General features: G+C 62.7%; 14 protein-coding genes. 9 read left to right on the top strand and 5 right to left on the bottom strand.

Translation table 11 applies throughout. The annotated features are described in order from the left end of the window. Positions 1-77 precede the first annotated feature (77 nt). Positions 78-1145, top strand: a complete 1068-nt coding sequence (locus AC5RT4_RS11650; RefSeq protein WP_494105808.1) for a ParA family protein — start codon at positions 78-80, stop codon at positions 1143-1145. 65 nt (positions 1146-1210) lie between these two features. After that, positions 1211-2545 carry a ParB/RepB/Spo0J family partition protein gene (locus tag AC5RT4_RS11645; protein WP_494105807.1) on the top strand — a complete coding sequence of 445 codons (1335 nt, stop codon included), beginning with the start codon at positions 1211-1213 and terminating at the stop codon, positions 2543-2545. A gap of 4146 nt (positions 2546-6691) precedes the next feature. On the opposite strand, the gene trxA is transcribed toward AC5RT4_RS11645, so the two are convergent. The 5 genes from trxA to AC5RT4_RS11620 form a co-directional block, all read right to left on the bottom strand. Continuing rightward, entirely contained in the window at positions 6692-7018 is a 327-nt protein-coding gene (trxA, locus tag AC5RT4_RS11640) for a thioredoxin (protein WP_104043843.1), read from the bottom strand. Between the two features lie 35 nt (positions 7019-7053). Then, positions 7054-8010 carry a thioredoxin-disulfide reductase gene (gene trxB / locus AC5RT4_RS11635; RefSeq protein ID WP_494042255.1) on the bottom strand — a complete coding sequence of 319 codons (957 nt, stop codon included), beginning with the start codon at positions 8008-8010 and terminating at the stop codon, positions 7054-7056. 231 nt (positions 8011-8241) lie between these two features. Beyond that, entirely contained in the window at positions 8242-9825 is a 1584-nt protein-coding gene (locus AC5RT4_RS11630; RefSeq protein ID WP_494105806.1) for an ABC transporter substrate-binding protein, read from the bottom strand. Positions 9826-9991: 166 nt separating this feature from the next. Beyond that, a complete protein-coding gene (gene murJ, locus AC5RT4_RS11625) occupies positions 9992-12238 on the bottom strand; it encodes a murein biosynthesis integral membrane protein MurJ (protein ID WP_494042257.1) in 2247 nt (748 codons plus the stop codon). A gap of 59 nt (positions 12239-12297) precedes the next feature. Further along, positions 12298-12798 (bottom strand): NUDIX hydrolase, encoded by a 501-nt coding sequence (locus AC5RT4_RS11620; RefSeq protein WP_050057127.1) that lies wholly within the window; start codon positions 12796-12798, stop codon positions 12298-12300. A 206-nt stretch (positions 12799-13004) separates the two neighbouring features. Here AC5RT4_RS11620 and AC5RT4_RS11615 point away from each other — a divergent pair, with 206 nt between their 5' ends. From AC5RT4_RS11615 to AC5RT4_RS11585, 7 genes are all read left to right on the top strand, one after another. Further along, on the top strand, positions 13005-14510 hold the full coding sequence (locus tag AC5RT4_RS11615; protein ID WP_494105805.1) for a CCA tRNA nucleotidyltransferase: 1506 nt from the start codon (positions 13005-13007) through the stop codon (positions 14508-14510). Further along, positions 14507-15091: a histidine phosphatase family protein gene (locus AC5RT4_RS11610; protein WP_494042259.1), complete on the top strand. Its 585-nt coding sequence runs from the start codon at positions 14507-14509 to the stop codon at positions 15089-15091. The genes AC5RT4_RS11615 and AC5RT4_RS11610 overlap by 4 nt, the downstream gene beginning before the upstream one ends. Positions 15092-15137: 46 nt before the next feature. After that, positions 15138-16604, top strand: coding sequence for a glycosyltransferase family 87 protein (locus AC5RT4_RS11605; RefSeq protein WP_494042260.1), 1467 nt, complete (start codon positions 15138-15140; stop codon positions 16602-16604). Further along, a complete protein-coding gene (locus AC5RT4_RS11600; protein WP_494105804.1) occupies positions 16597-18045 on the top strand; it encodes a phytoene desaturase family protein in 1449 nt (482 codons plus the stop codon). The genes AC5RT4_RS11605 and AC5RT4_RS11600 overlap by 8 nt, the downstream gene beginning before the upstream one ends. 69 nt (positions 18046-18114) lie before the next feature. Continuing rightward, a complete protein-coding gene (locus AC5RT4_RS11595; RefSeq protein ID WP_494105803.1) occupies positions 18115-20103 on the top strand; it encodes a penicillin-binding transpeptidase domain-containing protein in 1989 nt (662 codons plus the stop codon). Between the two features lie 88 nt (positions 20104-20191). After that, positions 20192-21874 (top strand): ABC-F family ATP-binding cassette domain-containing protein, encoded by a 1683-nt coding sequence (locus AC5RT4_RS11590; protein ID WP_494105882.1) that lies wholly within the window; start codon positions 20192-20194, stop codon positions 21872-21874. Positions 21875-21936: 62 nt separating this feature from the next. After that, positions 21937-23133, top strand: coding sequence for an MFS transporter (locus AC5RT4_RS11585; protein WP_494105802.1), 1197 nt, complete (start codon positions 21937-21939; stop codon positions 23131-23133). The last annotated feature ends 35 nt before the right edge of the window (positions 23134-23168 follow it).

The following is a 23168-nucleotide window of genomic DNA, read 5'->3' as shown; positions in this document are numbered from 1 at the left end:
GGCCATGGTCTGCCGGGGTAAGCAGTTAGGCTAGTCAACGGCAGCAAAAACAGCTGAACGAGAGTGAGTGTGCCCCAGTGACCAGTAGCGAAGCCTCCACGCAACGGATACCGCCGTTCGTGTCATTGGGGTCAGCGCGTTCTTTCGCTGGTGCTGCATCCGCTTCGTCAGGTTTTTCGTCTAATCAATCGAAAAAGGTAGCACCGTCTTCGGCGGGCGCCGTTTCACGTGAAACAACGTCTACCGGCAGGGCAAACATCATCGATGCCATAGACGACACAAGTCCAATTGCTCGCGAACTGGCGCACGAGACCCGCAGGCGCGAACGGCTCGTGGGGCGCCGGTTGCCGCGTCCCGAGAAGACGCGCATTTTCACCGTGTCCAATCAAAAGGGTGGCGTAGGCAAGACCACCACCACGGTCAACATTGCCGCCGCCCTTGCCGCTGCCGGACTGAATGTTCTGGTCATTGACATTGACCCCCAGGGCAACGCTTCCACTGCGTTGGGCATCGAGCACCACGCAGACGTGGACAGCATCTATGACGTCCTGATCAACGATGTTCCTCTTTCTGATGTAGTGGCGCAGTGCCCGGATATCGGAAACCTCATCTGTGCACCGGCAACCATTCACCTGGCCGGTGCGGAAATTGAGCTCGTGTCACTCGTGGCGCGCGAGCAGCGGCTACGTAGGGCAATCGATGTTTACGCGAAGACGCGTGAAAAGAAGGGCGAAGAACGCCTGGACTACATCTTCATTGATTGCCCTCCGAGCCTCGGCCTCTTGACGGTCAACGCTTTCTGTGCGGCGAGCGAAGTCCTCATTCCGATCCAGTGTGAGTACTACGCACTGGAAGGGCTGAGCCAGCTCCTCAAAAACATCGAGATGATCCAGAAGCATCTCAACGCTGACCTTGTGGTGTCCACCATCCTCCTGACCATGTACGACGGCCGGACCAACCTCGCTGCCCAGGTTGCCGCCGAGGTCCGCCAGCACTTCCCCGAACAAGTACTGTCCGCGGTGGTGCCGCGCTCGGTCCGCATCTCGGAGGCTCCGAGCTACCAGCAAACCGTGATGACGTACGATCCCTCATCCAGTGGAGCCCTTTCTTACCTGGAAGCCGCTGCTGAAATAGCGGAACGCTAAAACTTCAAGAACTGCAACAACTGGAGCGCGGTAAGGCCGTGCTCTACCACTGGAGGGATTTACCCATGAGCGAGAAGCGACGGGGCCTAGGCCGCGGTTTGGGCGCACTGATTCCGAGTTCCGCCGGTGCGAACGGGGCCGGCAACGGTGCAGCGGTCTCACGGCCCGTCGATCTCTTCTTTCCCGAGGGGCGCAGGAAGACTTCCGAGCCGGAGGAAGTCGATGCTTTGTCGACGCAGGAGTCGGTCCTGAAGGTGACGACGCCGGGTAAATCAGGGTCCGTAAAAAGGTCTCCAGCCAAGGCAACCAGCAACTCGCCGGCCAAGACGTCTGCAGCGAAATCATCCGCGCGGCAGGCACCGACGTCAACCCCCACTCCCGTGGACTCCACTGACGAGCCGGCAGGGAACAGCGCCGGCAGCACTCAGGACGCCGACGAGCCCACCGTAAAGAGTGGGGCTGAGGCATCTGACACCGCCACAACGGACTCGTCAAAGGCGGACCAGGCGGAGCTTGTGGATGCCGCCGCTGGTGATTCGTTTGATTCCTTTGCAACGGACACTGGTGTGGAACTGGTGCAGGTCCCGGGAGTCCGTTTTGCGGAAATACGCGTCTCCGACATCCACCCAAACCGGAAACAGCCTCGTGCCGTCTTTGATGAGGACGACATGGCGGAGCTTGTTCACTCAGTTCGCGAAGTCGGTGTCCTCCAGCCCATTGTGGTTCGGAATTCAACCGAAGTGGGTGGAGAACCGTTTGAGCTCGTCATGGGTGAACGGCGGTGGCGTGCTGTACAGGCCGCTGGACTCGAAACCATCCCCGCCATCATCCGGGACACCACCGATGACGATCTGCTGCGGGATGCACTGCTCGAGAACCTTCACCGAAGCCAGCTGAACCCGTTGGAAGAGGCTGCTGCCTACCAGCAACTCCTTGAGGACTTCGGTACTACCCACGAACAGCTGGCCGACCGCATAGGCCGTTCGCGCCCGCAGGTGTCCAACACCCTCCGGCTTCTGAAGCTGCCTGCTTTGGTTCAGCGAAGGGTTGCGGCCGGCGTGCTGTCTGCGGGCCACGCACGCGCCCTCCTGGCGCTTCCTGACGCAGCTGCGATGGAACGGCTTGCCCAGCGTATTGTGGCCGAGGGAATGTCTGTGCGCGCTACAGAAGAAGCCGTGGCTCTGTACCAAGACCCTGCCAAGCCGGCCAAGAACAACATTCCGCGTCCTGGTGCGCGCCACGAGCGCCTTGATTACCTGGCGTCGTCGCTTTCCGATCGGTTGGACACGAACGTGAAGATCTCGCTGGGCGTTCGTAAGGGCCGAGTAAGCATCGAATTTGCCAGTGTTGAGGATCTTAACCGAATCATGGACGTGCTCGCACCTGGTTCGGAGAACTAATAGTCCTGGCGCCGGCGTTTTACTGCTTTTAGCGGGTCCCCATAACCCGGTGACAGGCGCGCCTGCTATTGGCTCATGGCAGGAAACTAACGTTGTTCAATGCTCCGCTGCACGACTTGCAGTGGAGCCTTCATTCAGTTGGGCCCACTCAACGTATGCCTGGGCATCGAGATAGAACTTTCATAGTGCTCGTCTGCGCCTCGTATGCCCCCATTATCGGACTCGAAGTTCCTCCTTCCACCTGTGGTCGTAGCGACTTCTGGGCTTAGGGTTGCTGTTTCACGTGAAACAGCGGATGCGATTCATGGTGGACTGTTGCTCGTTGGGCTTTCGGCCGCTAGGGGGGAGCGGCCACCAATTTTCTCCGTGCTTTTTCGGACGAGAACCGCTGATGGCGTTACTAGGTGATTGGTCCGTAACTCCCCCAGCACTTATGGCCTAAGTACCGTAAACACGAGGAGGTGCAGCACATGACGCAGACGTGGTCTTTTTCTGCGGTTGGAGATCTACTGCGGATAGTGGCTGCAGCCAAATCAATTTCCGGGCTTGGCTTTGACTACGATTGCTATCGGCGCGAGCAGTAGCCTCGGTGCATGGGCGAGTGGACTGGTTCTGGCTCGACGTTCCTAAGAGTGGGCATAGGTGTTTCACGTGAAACGCTGCTCCGTAACGTGTATTTGGGACCGAAGTTGGGCTCGCGAATGTGGAGGCTCCTATAGTCACGAAGTTCTTGAATCAGTCGGTCCAAGGAAAAGGTGCCTTGTGCTGGCGTTGCTACTGACCTTTCCACAGCCGGGGAACGGGTGTTCTTTGCATGGGGCGTCCTAGGTGGCCAGGCGCTTATGGCTATTGCACTCGATTCAAATGCCGTAGCTCATCTTCTTCTAAGCCGACCTGCGGTGTCACCCTACGTATTTGCGCCAGCGAACACTCCCAGCGAGCTATCGGCAAGGTCTGGGCGCCCGCTAACCTAGTTGCGACGCCCCGATCTACTTGCAGCGATTGGGACAGACAGTCATCGAACTTGCGGTATTCCTGCGATACAGCGCTTCGCGTGCGGCCTGCCCGCACCTTCAGCGGCTGCTTTACGCCGTAGCCGAGCCCTTCACTACTGCCACGACTAATCCGCATGGCTGTCCCGGGTGCGGGCAGGTCGGCATTCGTGCAAGATACTATCCGCTCAGTTCAGCTAGTCCAGTGGTATTAGGCGACATCAGGACGCGGGCACTCTTGGTGACCCAAGCACGTGGCACTTCCCTATTGCGGCCAAAAGCCTACGGACCCATCGTTCAACGCTCGCTGCGTTTCACGTGAAACATCCGTAGGCACTTGGTCGTCTCATAAATACGGGTAACAGCTAGCCACTGGAGGGTGCTAAGACATGAACCACCAAGCGCCCGCGGCGGCTGTAGTGGCCTCAAAAGTAGAGGATCGTAGGGCAGCCCTTCCGCCTAGTGTTGCGTTAAGATCGGTGGTCCCTACTACACCGCAAGGCAGCGGCTGCTGTTATCCCTTCCTTGCACAGCATAGGCTTTAGTAGCCCGATAGGACGCTTGGGTGGTGTTGTACCGTCAGACAGCGTCCCGGATCGCTGTATCTGCCTTGACCCTTCCGGTAAATACACAACAGCAGCGCGCTTTGGCCAGTACCCCTGCAGCTACGCAATGCTTTGCATCACCAAACCATCACTGACGGCCGCCGGGACGGTGCCCTATTATCGCTCAAGGATCAACCGGACATTTGGTTCCTGCTGGTGACAAACCAGGTGCATCGCTGGCCTATAAGCGGGTCCTCGACAGCGACGTATTGCGGCCCTAGTTCAGCCGCAGATGAAAGATTGGAAGGCTAGCCACGGCCCGCGATTCAAGCAATGGTGAGGTGGAGCGGCCCAGCGAGTCGAATCACCTCTACCTCCTAGTATGCGCTAGCTACATCTATACATGTCCAGCAATAATCAGCAACCCAGCAGCCGTGGCGTCGTGTGGAAAAGTGCTGTGGATAACACCGTGGATACCTACGGCGCCGGACCTGCACGTCAGCCGGTCCGCGCTTTCGCCCGCCCCACACGTCTCAGGTCTCGTACTCTTACGTTCGTCGCCGTTTCACGTGAAACACCCACCCCACACGGGTGCACAGCAGCCGCTGCCCCGCCGCACCGCCCAGCGTAGATCCTAAGAAGCCGAATTAGGTTTACTAAGCAGCCAAGGTTATGCGCCTTCCGGTTCCGGCGTATGCACTGGGCGCACTTACACTCCCGACAGCAGCCAGCCATAACACCACAACACGCACGCGACCTCCGCTGACAGCGAGGAGTGAGGACAGTAACACTTCTGAGCAATTGTGGATAACTATGGGGACAAGTGGCAACGTGGATGTGGATAAGCCTGTGGAAGGAGGCACCCGAAACTACGAGCAGCGGTGCAGGAAGTTGTCCCTTCTGTGAATACGCTCGTGACTATGATGGCGGGGACGGGCAAGCAAATGTGCCTGGCATGGACACCCCCTTGCGCCTTGGAGGCCATCGCCGCCGAAGTTGCTTATACTGGTCAGCCCGATCGCCTTGGAGGTGAGGTACCTGCATGCGACCCTTTTCTGTGGGCTTAGTCTGCTTTTGCGGAGCTGCTCTTAGGGCAGTCTTCTTGTTCTAGAACGACCGCCTTTGAATTGGCTTTACACAACGCTTGATACTACCGAGAGTATGAACTGCGTAAGTGCTCTCTGTTAGTCGCCGTATCCGTGCCGACTTCGCCGCAACACCGTTCTACAATCGTGCTTCACGGTGGTCGTGCTTCGCCTAGCCCCCACGCGTTGGTGTTTAGCTGTCAGGCAACGACAACTCTGTACTTGTTATGTTTCCAAGGACACGCCTCTTCGCTCTGCCGCCGGCCATGTTTCACGTGAAACCAATCGGCTGGTGGGAGCCAGACGGGCTTTACCGTTGTTGCCCGTCGTAGTTTAGGCGCCTGCTCTTGCAGGACACAACGAGCCGTACACATGCTCTGAATCCTTTGGTACTGCTGCACTGTCGTTCGACTGTTAGCTGTTTCCCGAAGTAAAGACCCAGCCCGGGTGGTGGTTGCAGCTGTGCAGTCCTCGCGTTTTGGTCTAGCACTTATATAGTCGAGGCACTGCCGATAGCAGGGTCAAAAAGTGCAATGATGGGAGGAGTAATTTCGACCCTCAAGGATAAGAGCAGGCCTCCGGTCCATATAACTAAGCCCGCCCCTCCCGTTTTCTTTACTTTAACCGCAGATCATTGCTGCCGTGGAAGGCGCGGTTGCGCTGCTGAGTGACTGGTCGTGCCATCGGTCGTACGTCTGCACGTCTTCCGTGTGCAGCGGATATGGGGACTGTCGGATGTGCGCTGCAAGGAGTGCACTCCCGAAGCGGGCGCCTTAACTCAAAGCGCTCTCCTGGTCGTAGCTGTTTCACGTGAAACGCCGGTGCGTACCTTGGCGCTCAATTTAGTCTTACCCATACAGGGCATGCGAGGTGTGGCGAAACGCCGCACTACTCTGGGGGAGGTTCAGGTGGTCTTGAGTGCTTACACTTACCTGCAATTGGAGGCCAGCCAGACGCAGGAGCTCGGTGTATGGATCTTCCGCGGAAACCCAGGAGTCTACGCTACTGAGTCTCAACAAAGTAGGCGCCGCATGCCAGCTCCGCGCGGGTACGAAACGTGCCGCGAATCATCGAAGCTGTCGTCTTTGCTGTTGTGCAATGCCAAGTAGGGCATCACCAATATCCCGCTAAGGGGCGCCGCCGTTTCACGTGAAACATGAGAATGGTCCGCACCGGTGTCTTCTCGTTGTGGCGCTGCGAAAAGCTGGAGTAGCTGTGCAGCCGATGCCAATGACCACTGAAACGGCCCTCTTGTTTCTGTTTCACGTGAAACAGGAAGAGTGGGCCGAGGTACTTATGCACTAGTTCAACGGCGTCCACCGCATTACCAAGAAGCTTCTTCCCTGCCGTGGCGAACCCGCTCTAAGCCCTGGTCAAGGATTAAGACAGAGCTCAAAACTAGCAATCTTCTGCAGTTGCGCCCTTGCCTGAGTGCCAAGGCCATGCCTAGGTACACAAAAAAGTGGCCACCGCTGCGAGGCGGTGGCCACTTCCAAGTACCGGACTTTGTCCGCTGCTGCGCTCCTAGGAAAGGACGTCAGCAAATTCCTTCTCGAAGAACTGCTTTGGCTTTGCCCCGATGACGGTGCTCTTTACTTCCCCGCCCTGGAACAGGTAAACGGCGGGAATCGAAGTGATTCCGTACTCAGCGGCAATACCCGGATTGTCATCGACGTTCAGCTTCACAACGTCAACCTTCTCGCTGTACTCAACAGAAATCTCGTCCAGGATGGGACCCAGCTTGCGGCAGGGGCCGCACCACTCGGCCCAAAAATCCACGATAACCGGCTTATCTGAGGACAAAACGTCCGTGCCGAAGCTTGCGTCTGTTACGTCTTTCGCATTGCTCATAGCTTTATCTCTTTTCTCGTGTAGCACTTACGGACTTAGGCGGGCAGGTCTGCGAGGTAATGCTCAACGTCGAGAGCGGCAACACAGCCGGAACCCGAAGCTGTAATGGCCTGACGGTAGGTGGGGTCGATAACGTCTCCAGCCGCGAAAACGCCCGGCAAACTGGTCCTGGAACTGCGGCCAGCCACGGCAATCGTGCCCTCGGGCGTCAAATCCAGGACGCCCTTAACCAGATCAGTACGGGGGTCATTGCCGATAGCCACGAATACGCCAGTTACGGCCAGGTCAGATACGGAACCGTCCATGAGGTTCTTCAACTTCAGACCGCTGACCTTCTGGTCTCCAACCACGTCTTCCACGGTGCTGTTCCAAACGAAGTTGATCTTCTCGTGCGCCAGGGCGCGGTCAGCCATAATTTTCGAGGCCTTGAGCGAATCACGGCGGTGGACAACCGTTACCGACTTCGCAAACTTGGTGAGGAACAGTGCCTCTTCCATCGCTGAGTCTCCCCCACCAATGACCGCGATGTCCTGGTCCTTGAAAAAGAAACCGTCGCAGGTTGCACACCAGCTGACGCCGTGCCCTGACAGCCGCTTTTCGTTGGGCAAGCCCAACTCGCGGTAGGCGGAGCCGGTGGAGAGAATAACTGCCTTTGCCTGGAAGCTCTCACCCGTGGCAATGGTAACTGTCTTTACCGGACCTTCGAGCTGCAGCGAAGTGACGTCCTCGAACTGTATGTCGGTACCGAAGCGTGCTGCCTGCTTCTCGAAGTTCTCCATCAGGTCCGGTCCCATGATGCCCTCCGGGAAGCCCGGGTAGTTCTCCACATCTGTGGTGTTCATCAGTTCACCGCCGGCAGTGACAGAACCTGCCAACAACAGGGGCTTCAGGTTGGCGCGGGCAGTGTAGACAGCTGCCGTGTATCCAGCCGGGCCGGAGCCGACGATGATGACATCACGTACATCTGACGTGGTGCTTTCTGTGATGGTCACGGAACGGTGAACCTCTTCCTTTTTGACGCGCCCCGCTTTGGAGGCCGGCCACATGGCACAACTGATACTGCAGCCTTAATATTCCGGGCACCTGGCGCAACGGAATGCCGGCGGGAAGCAGTAAGCGAACTCCGCGAGACGCTCTTTCAAGGTTACCGCCCTGCAGCAAAGCCAAGCACCGCAGAGTAATCTCCGCCGCAGGTGTTGCGGAGCGAGCGCAATCCGTGGGGGTTACTGAACCTTTACCTCGGCCAGCCGAAGGCCATAACCGTAGCGCGTCTTAGGCGCCGCCAGCCTTGGCAGGGAGTTGATCGAAACGATAACGTACTGGGCCTGTACGGGTTCTGCCAGGGGCATGTTCAGGTCTGCCGACGTAAAGCTGTTAGTGCCCACCGCCTTCGCTCCGTCCAGGGAGGGCTGGCTGTTGGTGTACACCGTGATGTTTCCGCCGGAGCCACCAAGCTGCGAAAGTGTGACGGATGAAACGGTTGCCGGGTTTTCCAGCTTTACCACCAGCGGCACGCCCTGGGAGGCCAGGCCGCCCCAGTTTTCGCTCGCGAATTCCATGTCGGACCAGTAGCTGGCGGCGTTACCGTCGTACGCCTTGATGAGGTCACGGTCAAAGGTGGCCGCGAAATCGAAGTTGCCCTGCCGGCTGACGCTTTCAATCGCGGGCGGGACTGCGGGCGGCGCCGAGGTGGGTGCCTGGGTTGGTGCAGCGGAGCCTGCGGGAGCGCCAGCGTTCGTGGCAGGAGCGGACGGGTTGGCTTGAGGTTCGGGGGCGAAAAGGCTGCCCAGGTTGGTGACGGTGAAGACAAGGCCGGCAATCAGGACAACGGCCAGCAGCCCGCCCACAAGCCAGCGCATGGAACGGGATTCACGTGCAGGGGCGTCCCGGTCGTCGTAGTCGTCCTGCTCCACGTGGGACGGGGCGGCAGCAGAGGAAGCGGCTGCCGGAGCCGCCGCGCGGGCAAATACGGCGGAGGACTTTTTCTTTACCGCCCCGTCATTTTTTACCGGCGCATCCTCGTGGCGATCCTGGCCGTCAACGCTGGCGTAGTCGTCCTCGGACCAGAGGGACACCTTCGGCTTGGCCGTTTCAGGTGCCTGTGCCGGCTTTGAAGGGGAGGCAGCGCTGACAGCAGCCGGGTCTCCCGCGGACCGTGTCGAAGGGCCAACGGGCTGCGTCAACGGGCCGGCCGGGCGGGCGGAAGCGTGTGAAGCCGCAGCCCCGGCGGCAGCGCCGCCATGGGCAGCACCGCCCAGCGGAGACGCACCGGCAGGCTTGCGGGCAGCGGGTGCCGTAGCCGGACGGACGGGAGGTTGCGGGGGTACGACAGGCGCGGGACGGAACGGATCAACCTGGCTGGGGTGTCGCTCTCCGTAGTTGATGTAACCTGCTTCTACATGGTCTTCGTCGTCATAGGGCTCGGGTTCATGCGACCGCGGCTGCCCAAAGATTTCACTTCCAAGGGTGTCCGTAAAAAAGGGCTCCACGTACGGAGGATGGGACGCCACCACGAGGTCCAGCAGGTCCGCCGCGGACGTGTGGTTGGTGATCAGGTACGTGGCATCCTCAGTCACGCCGAGGTCAAGAACCTGAACAGTCCCGGGGCGTTCACCGGTGGCTACTTCCCGGGCGCTCTGCGCAACCTGCTCGGTGTTCTGAGGTCCGGCAACCAGGATGCTGACGGGTCGGTTGAGAACCTGGTCCACACCGTCCAGCACCAGATCGTGGTCGTGCGAGGCCAATACAGTGGCTGTGACCTTGTAACGGCCGCCCAGTACTGATCCGACATCGATCGGGTTGGACACGTGTTCCTCCTAGACTGTCCGGGATCGCCGGCTCGGATGACGCAACCACCGTTCAAGGGGCCGCCGGAGAGCTGACCCTTGAATGCAACTACCCCTGTTCCCTTTCGATCCTAGCCGATGGCGCCCGGCGCCCCGCGGACAAAGACAGCGGCAAACCGGGCAAGCATCACTTTTTCCGGGGCCGCCGGGGCTTGAAGTGTGGGTTCTCGCCGGACTTCCCCTGGAAGGTCCGCCGGCCCGGAAGCGGGATCTGATCGCGCAACAGACCGCCGCGTGCGGTGCCGGGATGATCCTCGCCGGGAAGATAGGCACTCGAACCCACGGAGCCGCGGCCGCCGTCGGCATCCTGCCTTTGGCCGGCGCGCTCCGGAACCGGCCCGGCACGGAAGGAAACGGCGTCGAATTCACCTGAGATGCGCGGGATGAGGCCCGTATCAACCGACGTGGTGGCCCGCTCCGGCGCGGGGCGGCGGGGCTCCCCGGAGGGCGCGCCAGGTGAAGTGTCCGACGGCGGGGTCCCGCCTTCCGCCGCAGGCGGATCTTGCCGGCCGCGTCCCAGCCGCCCGAGCAGGGGACGAAGCAGGTCGCGAAGTTCCGAGACCCGGAGCAGCTTGAGCAGGACGAAATACACCAAAAGCATGACGGGACCCACCACGATAACCGTGATCAGCGCTGCGAGCCGGTCGCGCCAGGCAAACCCGTCCGGGCTGTAGCTGCCCATCAGCCAAAGCGCTCCTGCGCCCGCAATTGCCGAACCCAGCGCGGCATAGCCCATCCGGATATAGGAGTTGGCAATCCGCGGGCCGTCCAGATGCCCCAGGAGCCGCCGCAGGAAGTAGGCGCTGATAACTACGGAAAGGATGTTGCCCACCATGTACAGCACGGCGATGGCGTAAATGATCTGGTTCACCGGCAGGAACTGGATGGCGAATGCCCCCGCCACGTAAACAACTGCCAGGAGCAGCTGGATGTAGAAGGGGGTCCGGGCGTCCTCGTTGGCGTAAAAGACCCGCGACATCATGAAGTTGGCGCTCATGAACGGTGTGCTGAGCGCGAGGATGGTCAGCGTCTGGGCCAGCATCACGCCGTCCTGGCGCAAGCCGCCTGAGAAGAACATGCCGAGCGGGCCCGCCAGGGCAAAGAGTGCCAACGCGCCGAAAACTGTGGCAACGGCCATGGTCCGGAGTCCGTGCGAGAGGGCATCGCGCAGTTCGGCACGGTTGCCGTCCTGGGACGCACGGGTCATGCGGTTGAACAGGACCGTGGCGAGGGACAGGGCAATGATGGAATGCGGCAGCAGGTACAGCTGGCTGGCCACTTCCAAAACGGCGTTGCCCGGCAGCATGGCAGCAGCGGGATCCCCCGCCTGCTGCAGCCGTATGCGCTCGGCGCCGGGAATGGTGGCTATGCGCATGACGTAGAGGAAGCCGAGCTGCCCGACGGCGGCAGTCAGCAACGTCCACACGCTGAGCTTGGCCGCCTGGCCAAGTCCCACTCCCCGCCAGCCGAACCGCGGCCGCAGCCCCAGTTTCAGCCGGATCACGGGGATCATGAGGATGGCGGTTTGCGACACCACACCGATAGTGGAGAATCCGGCTACGAACAGGGTCTGGGTGTCACCCCAGTTTTCCAGGGTGTGCGGACTGAATTCGTTGGTGCCGAAAATCCAGATGAACATGCCCAGCCCGGCGATGGCTACCACGTTATTGAGGATGGGCGCCCACATGGCCGGCCCGAAAGCGCCGTTGGCATTGAGGATCTGGGTGAGGAGGGCATAAAGGCCGTAGAAGAAGATTTGCGGCAGGCACCAGAAGGCGAACGTAACCGCCAGTGCCTTCTGCTGCGGGGAGTATCCCTGGGTGGTGAGTTCGATGACCCACGGCGCCGCCAAAGTAACCAGCGCCGTCAGTCCCAGCAGGAGCAGGACTGCCAATGTCAGCAGCCGGCTGATGTAGTCCGCTCCCCTGTCGGGAGCCTTGCTGGCTTTGATGATCTGCGGAACGAGCACTGCGTTGAACACGCCGCCGGCCACCAGCAGGAAGATCAGGTTGGGCAGGTTGTTGGCGTTGATGAACGTGTCATTGACCGTGGAACCGAGTCCCAGAGCTGTGCCGAGCATCCAGGTCTTGCCGAATCCCAGGAAGCGCGAAACCAGGGTTCCGGCGGCCATGATGGCGCTTGACCTGGTCTCGCCTGCCTGCGCCGCGGCGGCTTGTCCAGCCTCCGCGGAACCGCCGTCGGTAGAGACAATTTCTGCCGGCGCCCCGTCAACGGGTCCGCCGTCCAGTGGTGCCCCGTCCATGGGCGGGCCGGCCAGGTGTGCACGGTCAGTGGATGTGTCGTGGCCGGGCACACCGTGGGGAGCGCCGCCGGCGCGGCCGGACTGATCGGAAGGAGAATTGGAAGCTGACATCGAGTTCATCGTCTCACCCGTGGGCGCCTATCACGGCAATGCCGGCACAGCTGTGCCGCCTAGAGGTGTTCGGGCAGGACTTCGCGGGCCAAGTCGGCGATGCGCCGTTCGTTCGGGAAGGACAGCTTGCGCGCGAGTTCCTGGATGGGAACCCATGCAACATCCACCGCTTCCTGGTCCGGATCATTCTCGATAGTCAACTCACCGCCGGTGGCGCGCAGGAGATAGTGGTGGACCGTCTTATGCACGCGGTGGCCGCTGACCGTGAACCAGTAATCGATGCTTCCGAGCGGTGCGAGGATATCCCCCTCGATGCCGGTCTCTTCGGCGATTTCCCGGACTGCGGCCTGCTCGTTGTTTTCCTTGCCCTCCGGATGACCCTTGGGCAGGCACCATTCGAGGCGTCCGCCGCGGTTAAGGCGGGCGATAATGGCCACCCTCAGCTCGGCGTCGGATGTGTCCACCACGACGCCGCCGGCGGAGACTTCCTCCACCGTGGGCAGCGAGGCCGGTGCCGAGTGCTGGGCAGGTGCAACGTGCGCACCAATTGCCGACGGCAACGGTGCGTTTGTCCTCCTGCCTGGAGCGCTCGGTACTGGATGGGCCATGGAGTCCACTCTAACGACTGTTGCCCGTTCGTGATGACCGGAACATGACACGAACATGGACTGCAGATGAGGCGCATTCCCGGTGGCGGACGGAATGCGCGGAACTTGACGGTATTTTGGCCTGCGCCGCCGCTGGTTTCTGACAAGCTTAAGTAACTATGGCGCACGCACATCACGAGACTGAATCCCACACCGTCGATTTCCAGGTGGACCCGGTGGTCCTGGAGCTCGGCCAGCGTTTTGTGGACGCCGGCCACGAACTGTCGCTGGTGGGCGGCCCGGTGCGTGACCTTTTCCTGGGCAGGACCTCACTGGACCTGGACTTCACCACCGACGCCACGCCGGACCAGACAGTGGCCCTCATCAAAAAGTGGGCGGACAACTACTGGGAGATTGGCCGCGCTTTTGGGACCATCGGCATGCGCAAGGCCGGCTTCCAGATTGAGGTAACCACCTACCGCGCCGAGGCGTACGATCCGGAATCGCGGAAGCCCGTGGTGGCGTTCGGCTCCTCCCTGACCGATGACCTGCTTCGGCGCGACTTCACCATCAACGCGATGGCCCTGAAACTGCCCTCCCTGGAGCTCGTGGATCCGTTTGGCGGCGTGCGCGACCTGCACGCCTCCATCCTGGCCACGCCCGGCTCCCCCGAAGCGTCCTTCTCCGACGATCCGCTGAGGATGATGCGTGCCGCCAGGTTCGCGGCGCAGCTGGGTGTTTCCGTCCACGACGACGTCCGACAGGCCATGAGCCGGATGGCAGAACGGATCACCATCATTTCCGCGGAACGGGTGCGGGACGAACTCACCAAGCTCATCTGCGGTGCCCGGCCTCGGGTCGGCGTGGACCTGCTGGTGGACACCGGCCTGGCCGAGTTCGTGCTGCCCGAAGTCTCCGCCCTCCGGCTCGAATCGGATGAGCACCACCGGCACAAAGACGTGTACCAGCATTCGCTGCAGGTGCTGGAACAGGCAGCGGAGCTGGAAACGGATACAGAAGGCCCCGTGCCGGCGCCTGATTTCGTGCTGCGTTTCGCAGCGCTGATGCACGACGTCGGCAAGCCGGCTACGCGCCGGTTCGAACCGGGCGGCGCGGTCAGCTTCCGCCATCACGACATGGTGGGTGCGAAACTCACCTCCAAGAGGATGAAGGCGCTGAGGTTCGACAACGACACCATCAAAGCCGTCGCGCGCCTCGTGGAGCTGCACATGCGTTTCTACGGCTACGGCGAGGCCGGCTGGAGCGATTCCGCTGTACGCCGCTACGTGACCGACGCAGGGCCGCTCCTGGAACGGCTGCACCGGCTGACCCGTTCAGATGTGACCACCCGCAACCAGCGGAAGGCCGAGCGGCTGGCGTTCGCCTATGACGACCTTGAGGCCAGGATCGCCGCGCTGCGGGAACAGGAATCGCTGGAGGCGGTGCGCCCCGACCTGGACGGCGCCCGGATCATGGCTTTGCTGGAGCTCAAACCTGGTCCCGTGGTGGGCCGCGCCTACAAGTTCCTGCTCAATGAGCGGATGGAGCACGGGCCCCTGCCCACCGAGGAAGCCGAGGCCAGACTGCTCCGCTGGTGGGCGGAACAGCCCGAAGCCGCACCCGCTGAAGCCGGGGCTGAAACGTCTCCTGCCGCCGTCGATCGTTCCTCAAAGGAGTCCAAGTGACCTACCCTGCCCTTGCCCCCCGGCCGCAGCTCTGGATCCTCCGCCACGGCGAGACCGAGTGGTCCAAAAGCGGGCAGTACACCGGACTCACCGATCTGCCCCTTACCGTCGAAGGCGAACAGCAGGCGGTGGAAGCCCGCAAGGTGCTGGACCCGGTGGATTTCGACCTGGTGCTGACCTCTCCCTTGAGGCGCGCGCGCCGGACCGCTGAACTGGCCGGCTTCCCCGACGCCCAGCACGAGCCCCTCGCCGTCGAGTGGAACTACGGCGACTACGAGGGAATCAGCTCGGACCTGATCCGGAAAGACAACCCGGACTACCTGATCTGGACCCATGGCGTGCCCCACGGCGAGACATTGGACGAGGTGGCTGCCAGGGCGGACAAGATTATTGGGCGCGTACTCGAATCGGGAATGGACAACGTCCTTATTGTGGCCCACGGCCACTTCTCCCGGATCCTCACAGCGCGCTGGCTCGAACTGCCTCCTGCCGAGGGGCGGCACTTTATCCTCGGAACTGCAAAAGTCTGCACCTTGGGTTGGGATAAGAGGACACCGGCAATTGTCCGGTGGGGTCTTTAGCGGCGCTCCTCCGAGGGTTTCCGGCAGCGGCGGTAAGCTCGGTTCCATGCAGGAGACCCAGCCGCCGGAGCATCGAGGGCGGTCCCGCCTGGTAGTTCCCAGCCGCAGTGACGTCCTGTTGCGCAACTTCACCGAAGTCATCGGCGGACCCCTCGGATCGCGGGCGGCGCCGGGCATCGTCTCCCCGGGCATCTTCACCGTGGAACGCGTTTTGATACTGCTTACCGTCCTGGCGGCGTTCGCGGGCCTCCTGGTCAAAGGGTATTGCCGCGCCAACGGCTGGGAGTCCCCCACACAGTTCTACGCCACATGCTATTCCGACTTTCCCGAGCTTTTTCGAAACCGTGGACTGGCAGAGGGGACCTTTCCCATCCTCGGCGCCGGCAGCCAGTTTGAGTACCCGGTCCTGATCGCCCTGATCGCAGGAGTAACGGCATGGTTGGTTCCCGGGACCGGGGTATCGGATTCGACCGTGCTCGCCTACTTTGACATCAATGCGGCGCTCCTGGCCGCTGTCACGGTGGTCACGGTCCTGGCTACCGCCAGGATGACCAGCCGCCGGCCCTGGGATGCGGCAATGGTGGCCCTTGCCCCAGGCATCGTGCTGGCCGGCACCATCAACTGGGACCTGTGGGCGGTGGCGCTGCTCGCCCTGGGTATGTTCTTTTTCGCGCGCCGGCAGCCTGTGCTTGCCGGGGTCTTCATCGGGCTGGGCACTGCCACGAAGCTGTATCCAGTTCTTGTATTGGGCGCGATCCTGCTGCTGGCTGTCCGGACCGGCCGCTTCCGTTCCTTCCTGATGACGGCCGGTGCTGCCGGTGCCTCCTGGCTGGCCGTCAACCTGCCCTTCGCCGCCGCGAATCCCGCCGGCTGGGCGTACTTCTTCCAGTTCAGCGCTGACCGCGGTGCCGGCTACAGCTCGCCGTGGTTCGCCTACAACCTTGTGGCGAACCGGCTGCGGTGGGCGGAACTCAGCCCGGCCGCCGTGGACTTCTTATCCCTGGGCTTGTTCCTGCTGTCCTGCGCGGCCATTGCAGCCCTCGCCCTGACCGCCCACCGGCGCCCCCGCCTGGCCCAACTGGCCTTCCTCATCGTGGCGGCCTTCATCCTTACCGGCAAGGTCTACTCACCCCAGTTCGTGGTGTGGCTGATCCCCCTCCTGGCGCTGGCCCGGCCCAGATGGCGCGACTTTCTGGTCTGGCAGGGAGTCGAAGGCCTGCACTGGGCAGCAGTGTGGATGTACCTTGGACAAGTGACCAGCGCAGGCTCTTCCCAGCACAACCTGGATATGCCCTACTACGTTCTCGCCGTGGCGGCACACATGGCTGCGGTGGGCTACCTCATGCTGCGCGTAACCTGGGACATCTATAACCCGGACTACGACCCCATCCGGCGGCATCACCTCGATGATCCCCACGGCGGACCCTTCACCGGTGCGCCGGACTGGCTCAGGTTGAACCTTCGAAACCGGTCAGATGCCCTACTGCCCTGGAAGGTTGGTTCCAATGCCTGATGTGGCGGTGGTGGGCGCCGGGCCCAACGGGCTGGCAGCAGCTGCAGTAATGGCGCGGGCGGGGCTTTCCGTGGAGCTTTTCGAGGCCGGCAACACCATCGGTGGCGGCGCGCGCACCAGCGAAGTCATGCGGCCCGGGCACTTCCACGACATATGCTCCGCCGTGCATCCCATGGCGGTGGCCTCACCTTTTTTCAAGGCCTTTGAACTGTCCCGCCGGATTAACCTCATCACCCCGGAGCTGTCCTACGGGTCCCCGCTCGATGGAGGCAGGGCTGCCCTCGCCTACCGGTCCCTGGACAGGACAGCTGCAGGGCTGGGCCGCGACGGCGATGCCTACCGGCGTCTGATGTCACCCCTCGTTGACCGCATCGACGGCATCATGGACTTCACCCAAAACCAACTTCTCCGCATCCCCCGCAACCCTCTGGCGGCAGGGTTGTTCGGGCTGCGGACGCTGGAGCAGGGATCTGTACTGTGGAACGCACGGTTTAAGGAAGATTTGGCGCCCGCACTGCTCAGCGGCGTGGCCGCCCATCCCATCTCGCACCAGCCATCCCTTGCAGCTTCCGGCGGCGGGTTGATGCTTGGTGCACTTGGACATGCCGGAGGCTGGCCCATTCCCGAAGGCGGATCCGCTGCCATAGCCGCCGCGATGGCAGAGGACCTCGTTGCACACGGCGGCGTTATCCACACGGACGCCCCGATCGACCGGCTCGAGGATCTTCCCGCAACCCGGGCAACTTTGCTGAACGTCGCTCCGCAGGGGCTGCTGAACATGGCCGGCGGCGCGCTTCCCGTGCGCTACCGCGGTGCTTTGGAATCCTTCAGGTACGGAAACGGCTCCTGCAAAGTAGATTTCATCCTCTCAGGACCTGTGCCGTGGGCGGCGAAGGAACTGGCTGACGCCGGAACCATTCACCTGGGCGGCACGCGGGCAGAAGTTGCACGCTCCGAGAACGAAGTGAACGCCGGCAAGCACCCGGAGCGCCCATACGTCCTGGTGGCCCAGCAGTCCCGCTTCGACTCCAGCCGGGCGCCGGCGGGGCACCACACCCTCTGGGCCTACTGCCATGTCCCCACCGGGTCCACCCGGAACATGACCGAGGCGATCACCGCCCAGCTGGAGCGCTTCGCTCCCGGGTTCCGGGACTTGGTGGTGGAGTCGAAGGCCATCACGGCCGCGGGGCTGGCAAAGTACAACCGGAACTACGTTGGCGGAGACTTCAGCGCGGGCACCATGGACATGCTGAACCTCGTGCAGAGGCCGGTTGTGTCGCGCGTCCCGTGGCGGACCCCGCTGCGCGGCGTCTACCTGTGTTCCTCTTCCACTCCGCCAGGACCGGGTGTTACGGGTATGCCAGGCTATTACGCCGCCAAACATGCCCTCCGCGACATGTTTGGCCTTTCGGTGCCCCGACTCGGCCTGGCTGCCACCTGAACGTGCCCCGGTTGCGCGGAAGGCGCGTCATGTGACAAGCCCAGCATTGAAGCGGGGGATAATGGCGCAATGGGGATATCAACAAAACTTTCTTTGGGCATCGCTGCCGTCATTCTCGGGACTTCGCTGGTTGCCTGTGACGACGGAAGGAGCGGCGCTGAAGAGGCTGCGGGGCAGTTGGCTGCCGCCGTCTCCGGACTCGATGTGGGCTCAGTGCCCTTTGACGGCAAGGATTCAGCAGCTGCCAATGACCAGCTGAAGAAAGTCTTTGCCGCGCTGGATCCCGCTAAGCCCGCCGTCGAAGCAGGCGAACTGGCCCTCGAGGGCGACAACGCATCAGTGCCCCTGAACTACACCTGGAACTTCGGCGGCACCGAGTGGAAGTACACCGTTTCAGCCAAGTTCAAGAAGTCCGGGGATAAGTGGCTCACGGTCTGGGACCCGGCCACCCTGGCACCGGACCTTGCCGACAGCGAGGTCCTGAGCAAAGGCTCACAGTCGCCCCAGCGGGCAGACATCCTTGGCCCCGGGGACGTACCCCTGGTGACCTACCGACCGGTGGTTAACGTCGGCATCGACAAGCCGCAGCTTGGTGCCGCCGATCCTGCTGATTCTGCTGCAAAGCTTGCTGCATTGGTAGGAGTGGACCCGGACGCCTACGTCCAGCAGGTCCAGGCTTCCGGCGCGGAGGCGTTCGTGTCTGCGATAACCCTGCGCGAAGAAGGCCGCACCATCACCGATGAGCAGATCGCGGCGATTCCCGGGGCGCGCGCCGTTCCCGCCTCGGTGCCCCTGGCCCCCAGCCGGACGTTTGCCCGCGCCGTGCTGGGTTCGGTGGGTGAGGCTACTGCCGAGCAGATTGAGGCATCCGAAGGTGAGCTGGCTCCGGGTGATGTGACAGGCGTCGGCGGCCTCCAGCAGCAGTACGACAAGCAGCTTCGGGGGACGGACGCCGTCGTTGTCCGTGCCCAGCGTGCCGACCTGACCAGGGAACAGATCCAGTCCGCCGCAACAGACCCCCGCCGGGTGCTCTTCGAAGTGAAGCCCACGCCGGGAACACCGCTGAAAACAACTCTGGATCCCAAGCTGCAGTCCCTGGCCGAGACCACCCTCGAAGGTGTGGGACCCGCCTCCGCAATTGTTGCGCTCCGCCCTTCCAGCGGCGCCGTCCTGGCGGCCGCATCAGGCCCGGGAAGCAACGGCTACAACACGGCCATGCTTGGCCAGTACGCCCCCGGATCCATCTTCAAGATGGTGGACTCGCTGGCGATGTTCCGCAACGGACTGAACCCTGAGTCGACAGTGGAATGCACCCCCACGTTGGCGGTGGACGGACGGACCTTCAAAAACGCGGAAGGGTACCCCGAGGGCTCCCTGGGATCGGTGACCCTTCGCGACGCTTTCGCACACTCCTGCAACACCGCCTTCATTGCCGCCCGTGACACCGTCTCCCAAGGGCAGCTGGAGGATGCCGCGATGGCCATGGGACTTGCGGTGGAAGCACCCACCCTCGGCGCCGACGCCTTCCTGGGCTCCGTCCCCGGCGAAGCCGCCGGCACCGAGCACGCTGCGTCTATGATCGGCCAGGGAAAGGTGCTGCTCTCGCCCCTGGCAGCTGCCATGATGGCGGGCTCCGTGGCCAAGGGCGCACCGGTTGCGCCGCAGCTGGTCCTGAACCCCGACGCCGGTGCCGCCGCTGAGGGAACAACCAGCGGCTCAACTGCTCCCGCTGCCCAGCCGTCCGCTACAGCCTCCGCGGAGGCGCCGTCCCAGGCGTCGGACAAGCCCATCACTCCTGAAGAGGCAACACTGCTGGCAGACATGATGCGCGCCGTTGTAACGTCCGGGCACGCCGGTTTCCTCTCCAGCGTCCCCGGGGCTCCGGTGGGGGCCAAGACCGGCACTGCCGAGTTCGGTAATGAGAATCCGCCCAAGACCCACGCCTGGATTGTGGCTGTGCACGGTGATCTTGCCGTCGCCGTGTTTGTTGAGGACGGCGGGCTGGGGGCAACAACATCCGGGCCGTTGCTGCAGAAATTCCTCACGGCTGCCGGCTAGAGTCTGCGGTGGATGCCCGGCTTCCGGGCCATTCAGGCAGCGGTATGTGCCAAAAACTGCGCTGCCGGGGCATGGGAAGATGGAGTACGTGGCCCATATTGACGTATCCGGTATCGATTACTTCCTCTCCGATGGCACACAGCTGCTCAACGGGGTGACCTTCAAGGTTCCGGACGGCACCAAGACCGCCCTTATCGGCCCCAACGGCACTGGTAAAACAACGCTGTTCCGGATCATCGCCGGGGACCTGGTTCCGGATGAAGGCGTGATCGGACGCTCCGGGAACATGGGCATCATGCGGCAGTTCGTGGGCCAGGTGCGGGACGGGTCCACTGTCCGCGACCTGCTGGTGTCCGCGGCGCCGCCGGCCCTCGCCGCAGCTGCCCGTGAGGTGGATGAGGCCGAGCTGGCCATGGTGGAGGACGACGACGAACCAAGCCAGATGCGCTACGCCCAGGCCATCGTGGACTGGGGAGACGCCGGTGGTTACGACGTCGAGACCGTTTGGGACGAAGTGTGCATGGCTGCGCTGGGACTGCCCTTTGACCGCGCGCAGCACCGCCCGGCGTCGACACTTTCCGGCGGCGAGCAAAAGCGGCTGGTGCTGGAGGCACTCTTTGCCGGACCCGACGACCTGCTGCTGCTGGATGAACCGGACAACTACCTGGACGTACCCGGGAAGCGCTGGCTCGAGGACAAACTCAACGAATCGAAGAAAACGGTCTTCTTCATCAGCCACGACCGCGAACTGCTGAACAACGCGGCGGGGCGCATTGTCACGCTGGAACCGGGCATTAACGGGGCGGGGGCCTGGATCCACGGCGGCGGCTTCGGCTCCTACGTGGAGGCGCGGGCGGACCGGAACGCCCGCTTCGAGGAACTGCGCAAGCGGTGGGACGAGGAGCACGTCAAGCTCAAGGAACTCGTCAACATGTATAAAAACAAGGCCGCGTTCCGGTCCGATATGGCCAACCGCTACCACGCAGCCCAGACCCGCCTGGCGAAGTTCCTGGAAATGGGGCCGCCTGAGGCGCTGCCCATCGAGCAGAACGTGCAGATGCGGCTGAAGGGCGGGCGGACCGCCAAACGCGCGATCGTGGCCGAGAAGCTCGAGCTCACCGGGCTGATGAAGCCGTTTTCCACAGAGGTATGGTTTGGTGACCGGGTGGGTGTCCTGGGATCCAACGGCTCGGGCAAATCGCACTTCCTGCGGTTGCTTGCCACCGGCGGCACCGATCCGGAACGGGAGCACCTGCCGGTCTCCGATGTGGAGATCGCCGAAGTGCCGCACGAGGGCACCGTGAAACTCGGCGCCAGGATCCGTCCCGGGTTCTTCGCCCAGACCCACGTCCGGCCGGACCTCCTCGGCAAGACGCTGCTGGAGATCCTGCACCGCGGCGACGAACACCGGTCCGGCCTGGGCCGTGAGGCAGCAGCCGGGGCATTGGACGGCTACGGGCTGGCAGGCCAGTCGGAGCAAAAGTACGAGTCCCTTTCGGGCGGCCAGCAGGCCCGGTTCCAGATCCTGCTCCTGCAGCTCAGCGGGGCCACCCTGCTCCTGTTGGATGAGCCTACGGATAACCTGGACCTGCACTCGGCCGAGGCCCTCGAACGGGCCATCGACCACTTTGAAGGCACCGTCCTGGCCGTGACACACGACCGCTGGTTCGCCAGGACCTTTGACCGCTTTCTGGTGTTCGGTTCCGACGGCAAGGTGTACGAGTCCGCTGAACCCGTGTGGGATGAGAAGCGCGTGGCGCGCGCCCGCTGACCCCCGCTCTCATCAGCAGTTGAGCAGTCCATCGAAGACAACTCTGTGGAAGTAGTGAATGAATGAGCATAAATACCGGAACGGCACAGCATGCCGGTCTGAAGGCAGCAGCCGCCGCGACGTTAGTTGTTTTCGGCATCAACGGTCTGGTGTTCGCCAGCTGGGCGGCGCGGATTCCTGCGGTCACCGAGACCCTGGAGATCACCTCCGGCCAGATGGGCACCCTGCTGCTCTGCACCGCCGTCGGCTCATTACTCGCCCTGCCGACCGCCGGCTGGGTAGTGGGCAGGATCGGCACCGCCAACGCCGTACGCTTCGGCGGACTCCTGGCCTCAGCGGCCGGTGTGGGCATTGCGCTGTCCCTGGCCGCGGCCTCCATTCCGGGCACTGCCATCGCCCTGTTCTTCTTTGGCATCGCGATAGGCCTGTGGGACGTTTCGCAGAACATTGAAGGGGCCGACGTCGAACACAAACTTCGGCGCACCATCATGCCCCAGTTCCACGCTGCCTTCAGCGGCGGAGCTTTCGTGGGTGCCCTCATCGGGGCCGGGCTTTCGAACCTTGGCGTTGGACTGCCGGTGCACCTGCTGGTCATCGCGGGCATCGTGCTGCTGGTGACCCTGACCGTTCCGCGCTACTTCCTGCCGCACACGACAACACCTGCCCCGGTCGACGGTGAGCCGAAAGCTGTCAAGGGCCCTTCGGCCTGGCGGGACGGCAGGACCCTGCTCATCGGTGTCGTTGTCCTTGGCGCCACCCTGACCGAGGGCGCGGGCAATGACTGGATCGCCAAGGCATCCGTTGACGGCCTGGGCACCTCCGAATCGACCGGCGCCCTGATGTTCGCCCTCTTTGTCCTCGCAATGACCGCCATGCGGTTCCTTGGGGGAAACGTTATCGACAAGTACGGCCGCGTCGCCGTCCTCCGCGCCAGCATGGCAGCAGCCGCCGCCGGCCTTTGCCTGTTTGTGCTCGCCGGCAACGTGTGGCTGGCTGCTGTGGGCGCCGCGCTTTGGGGCGTAGGAGCAGCATTGGCCTTTCCCATGGGGATGTCGGCGGCTGCCGACGACCCCCGGCACGCAGCGGCGCGGGTCTCGGTGGTTTCGACCCTCGGATACATCTCATTCCTGGCCGGGCCGCCCCTCCTGGGATACCTGGGCGACCTCACGGGAATCCACCTCGCACTGCTGGCGATCCTTGCGCCGATCCTCGTCGCCCTGCTGCTGGCCGGTGCCGCCAAGCCGTTGACCACCAAGTAACCGCATTACCCGAAGTACGGGCTGGCATGCGCGCC

The sequence above is a fragment of the Arthrobacter sp. sptzw42 genome (assembly GCF_059089685.1).
The sequence above is the reverse complement of the archived record's forward strand: the minus strand, read 5'-3'. Positions and strand labels throughout refer to the sequence as shown.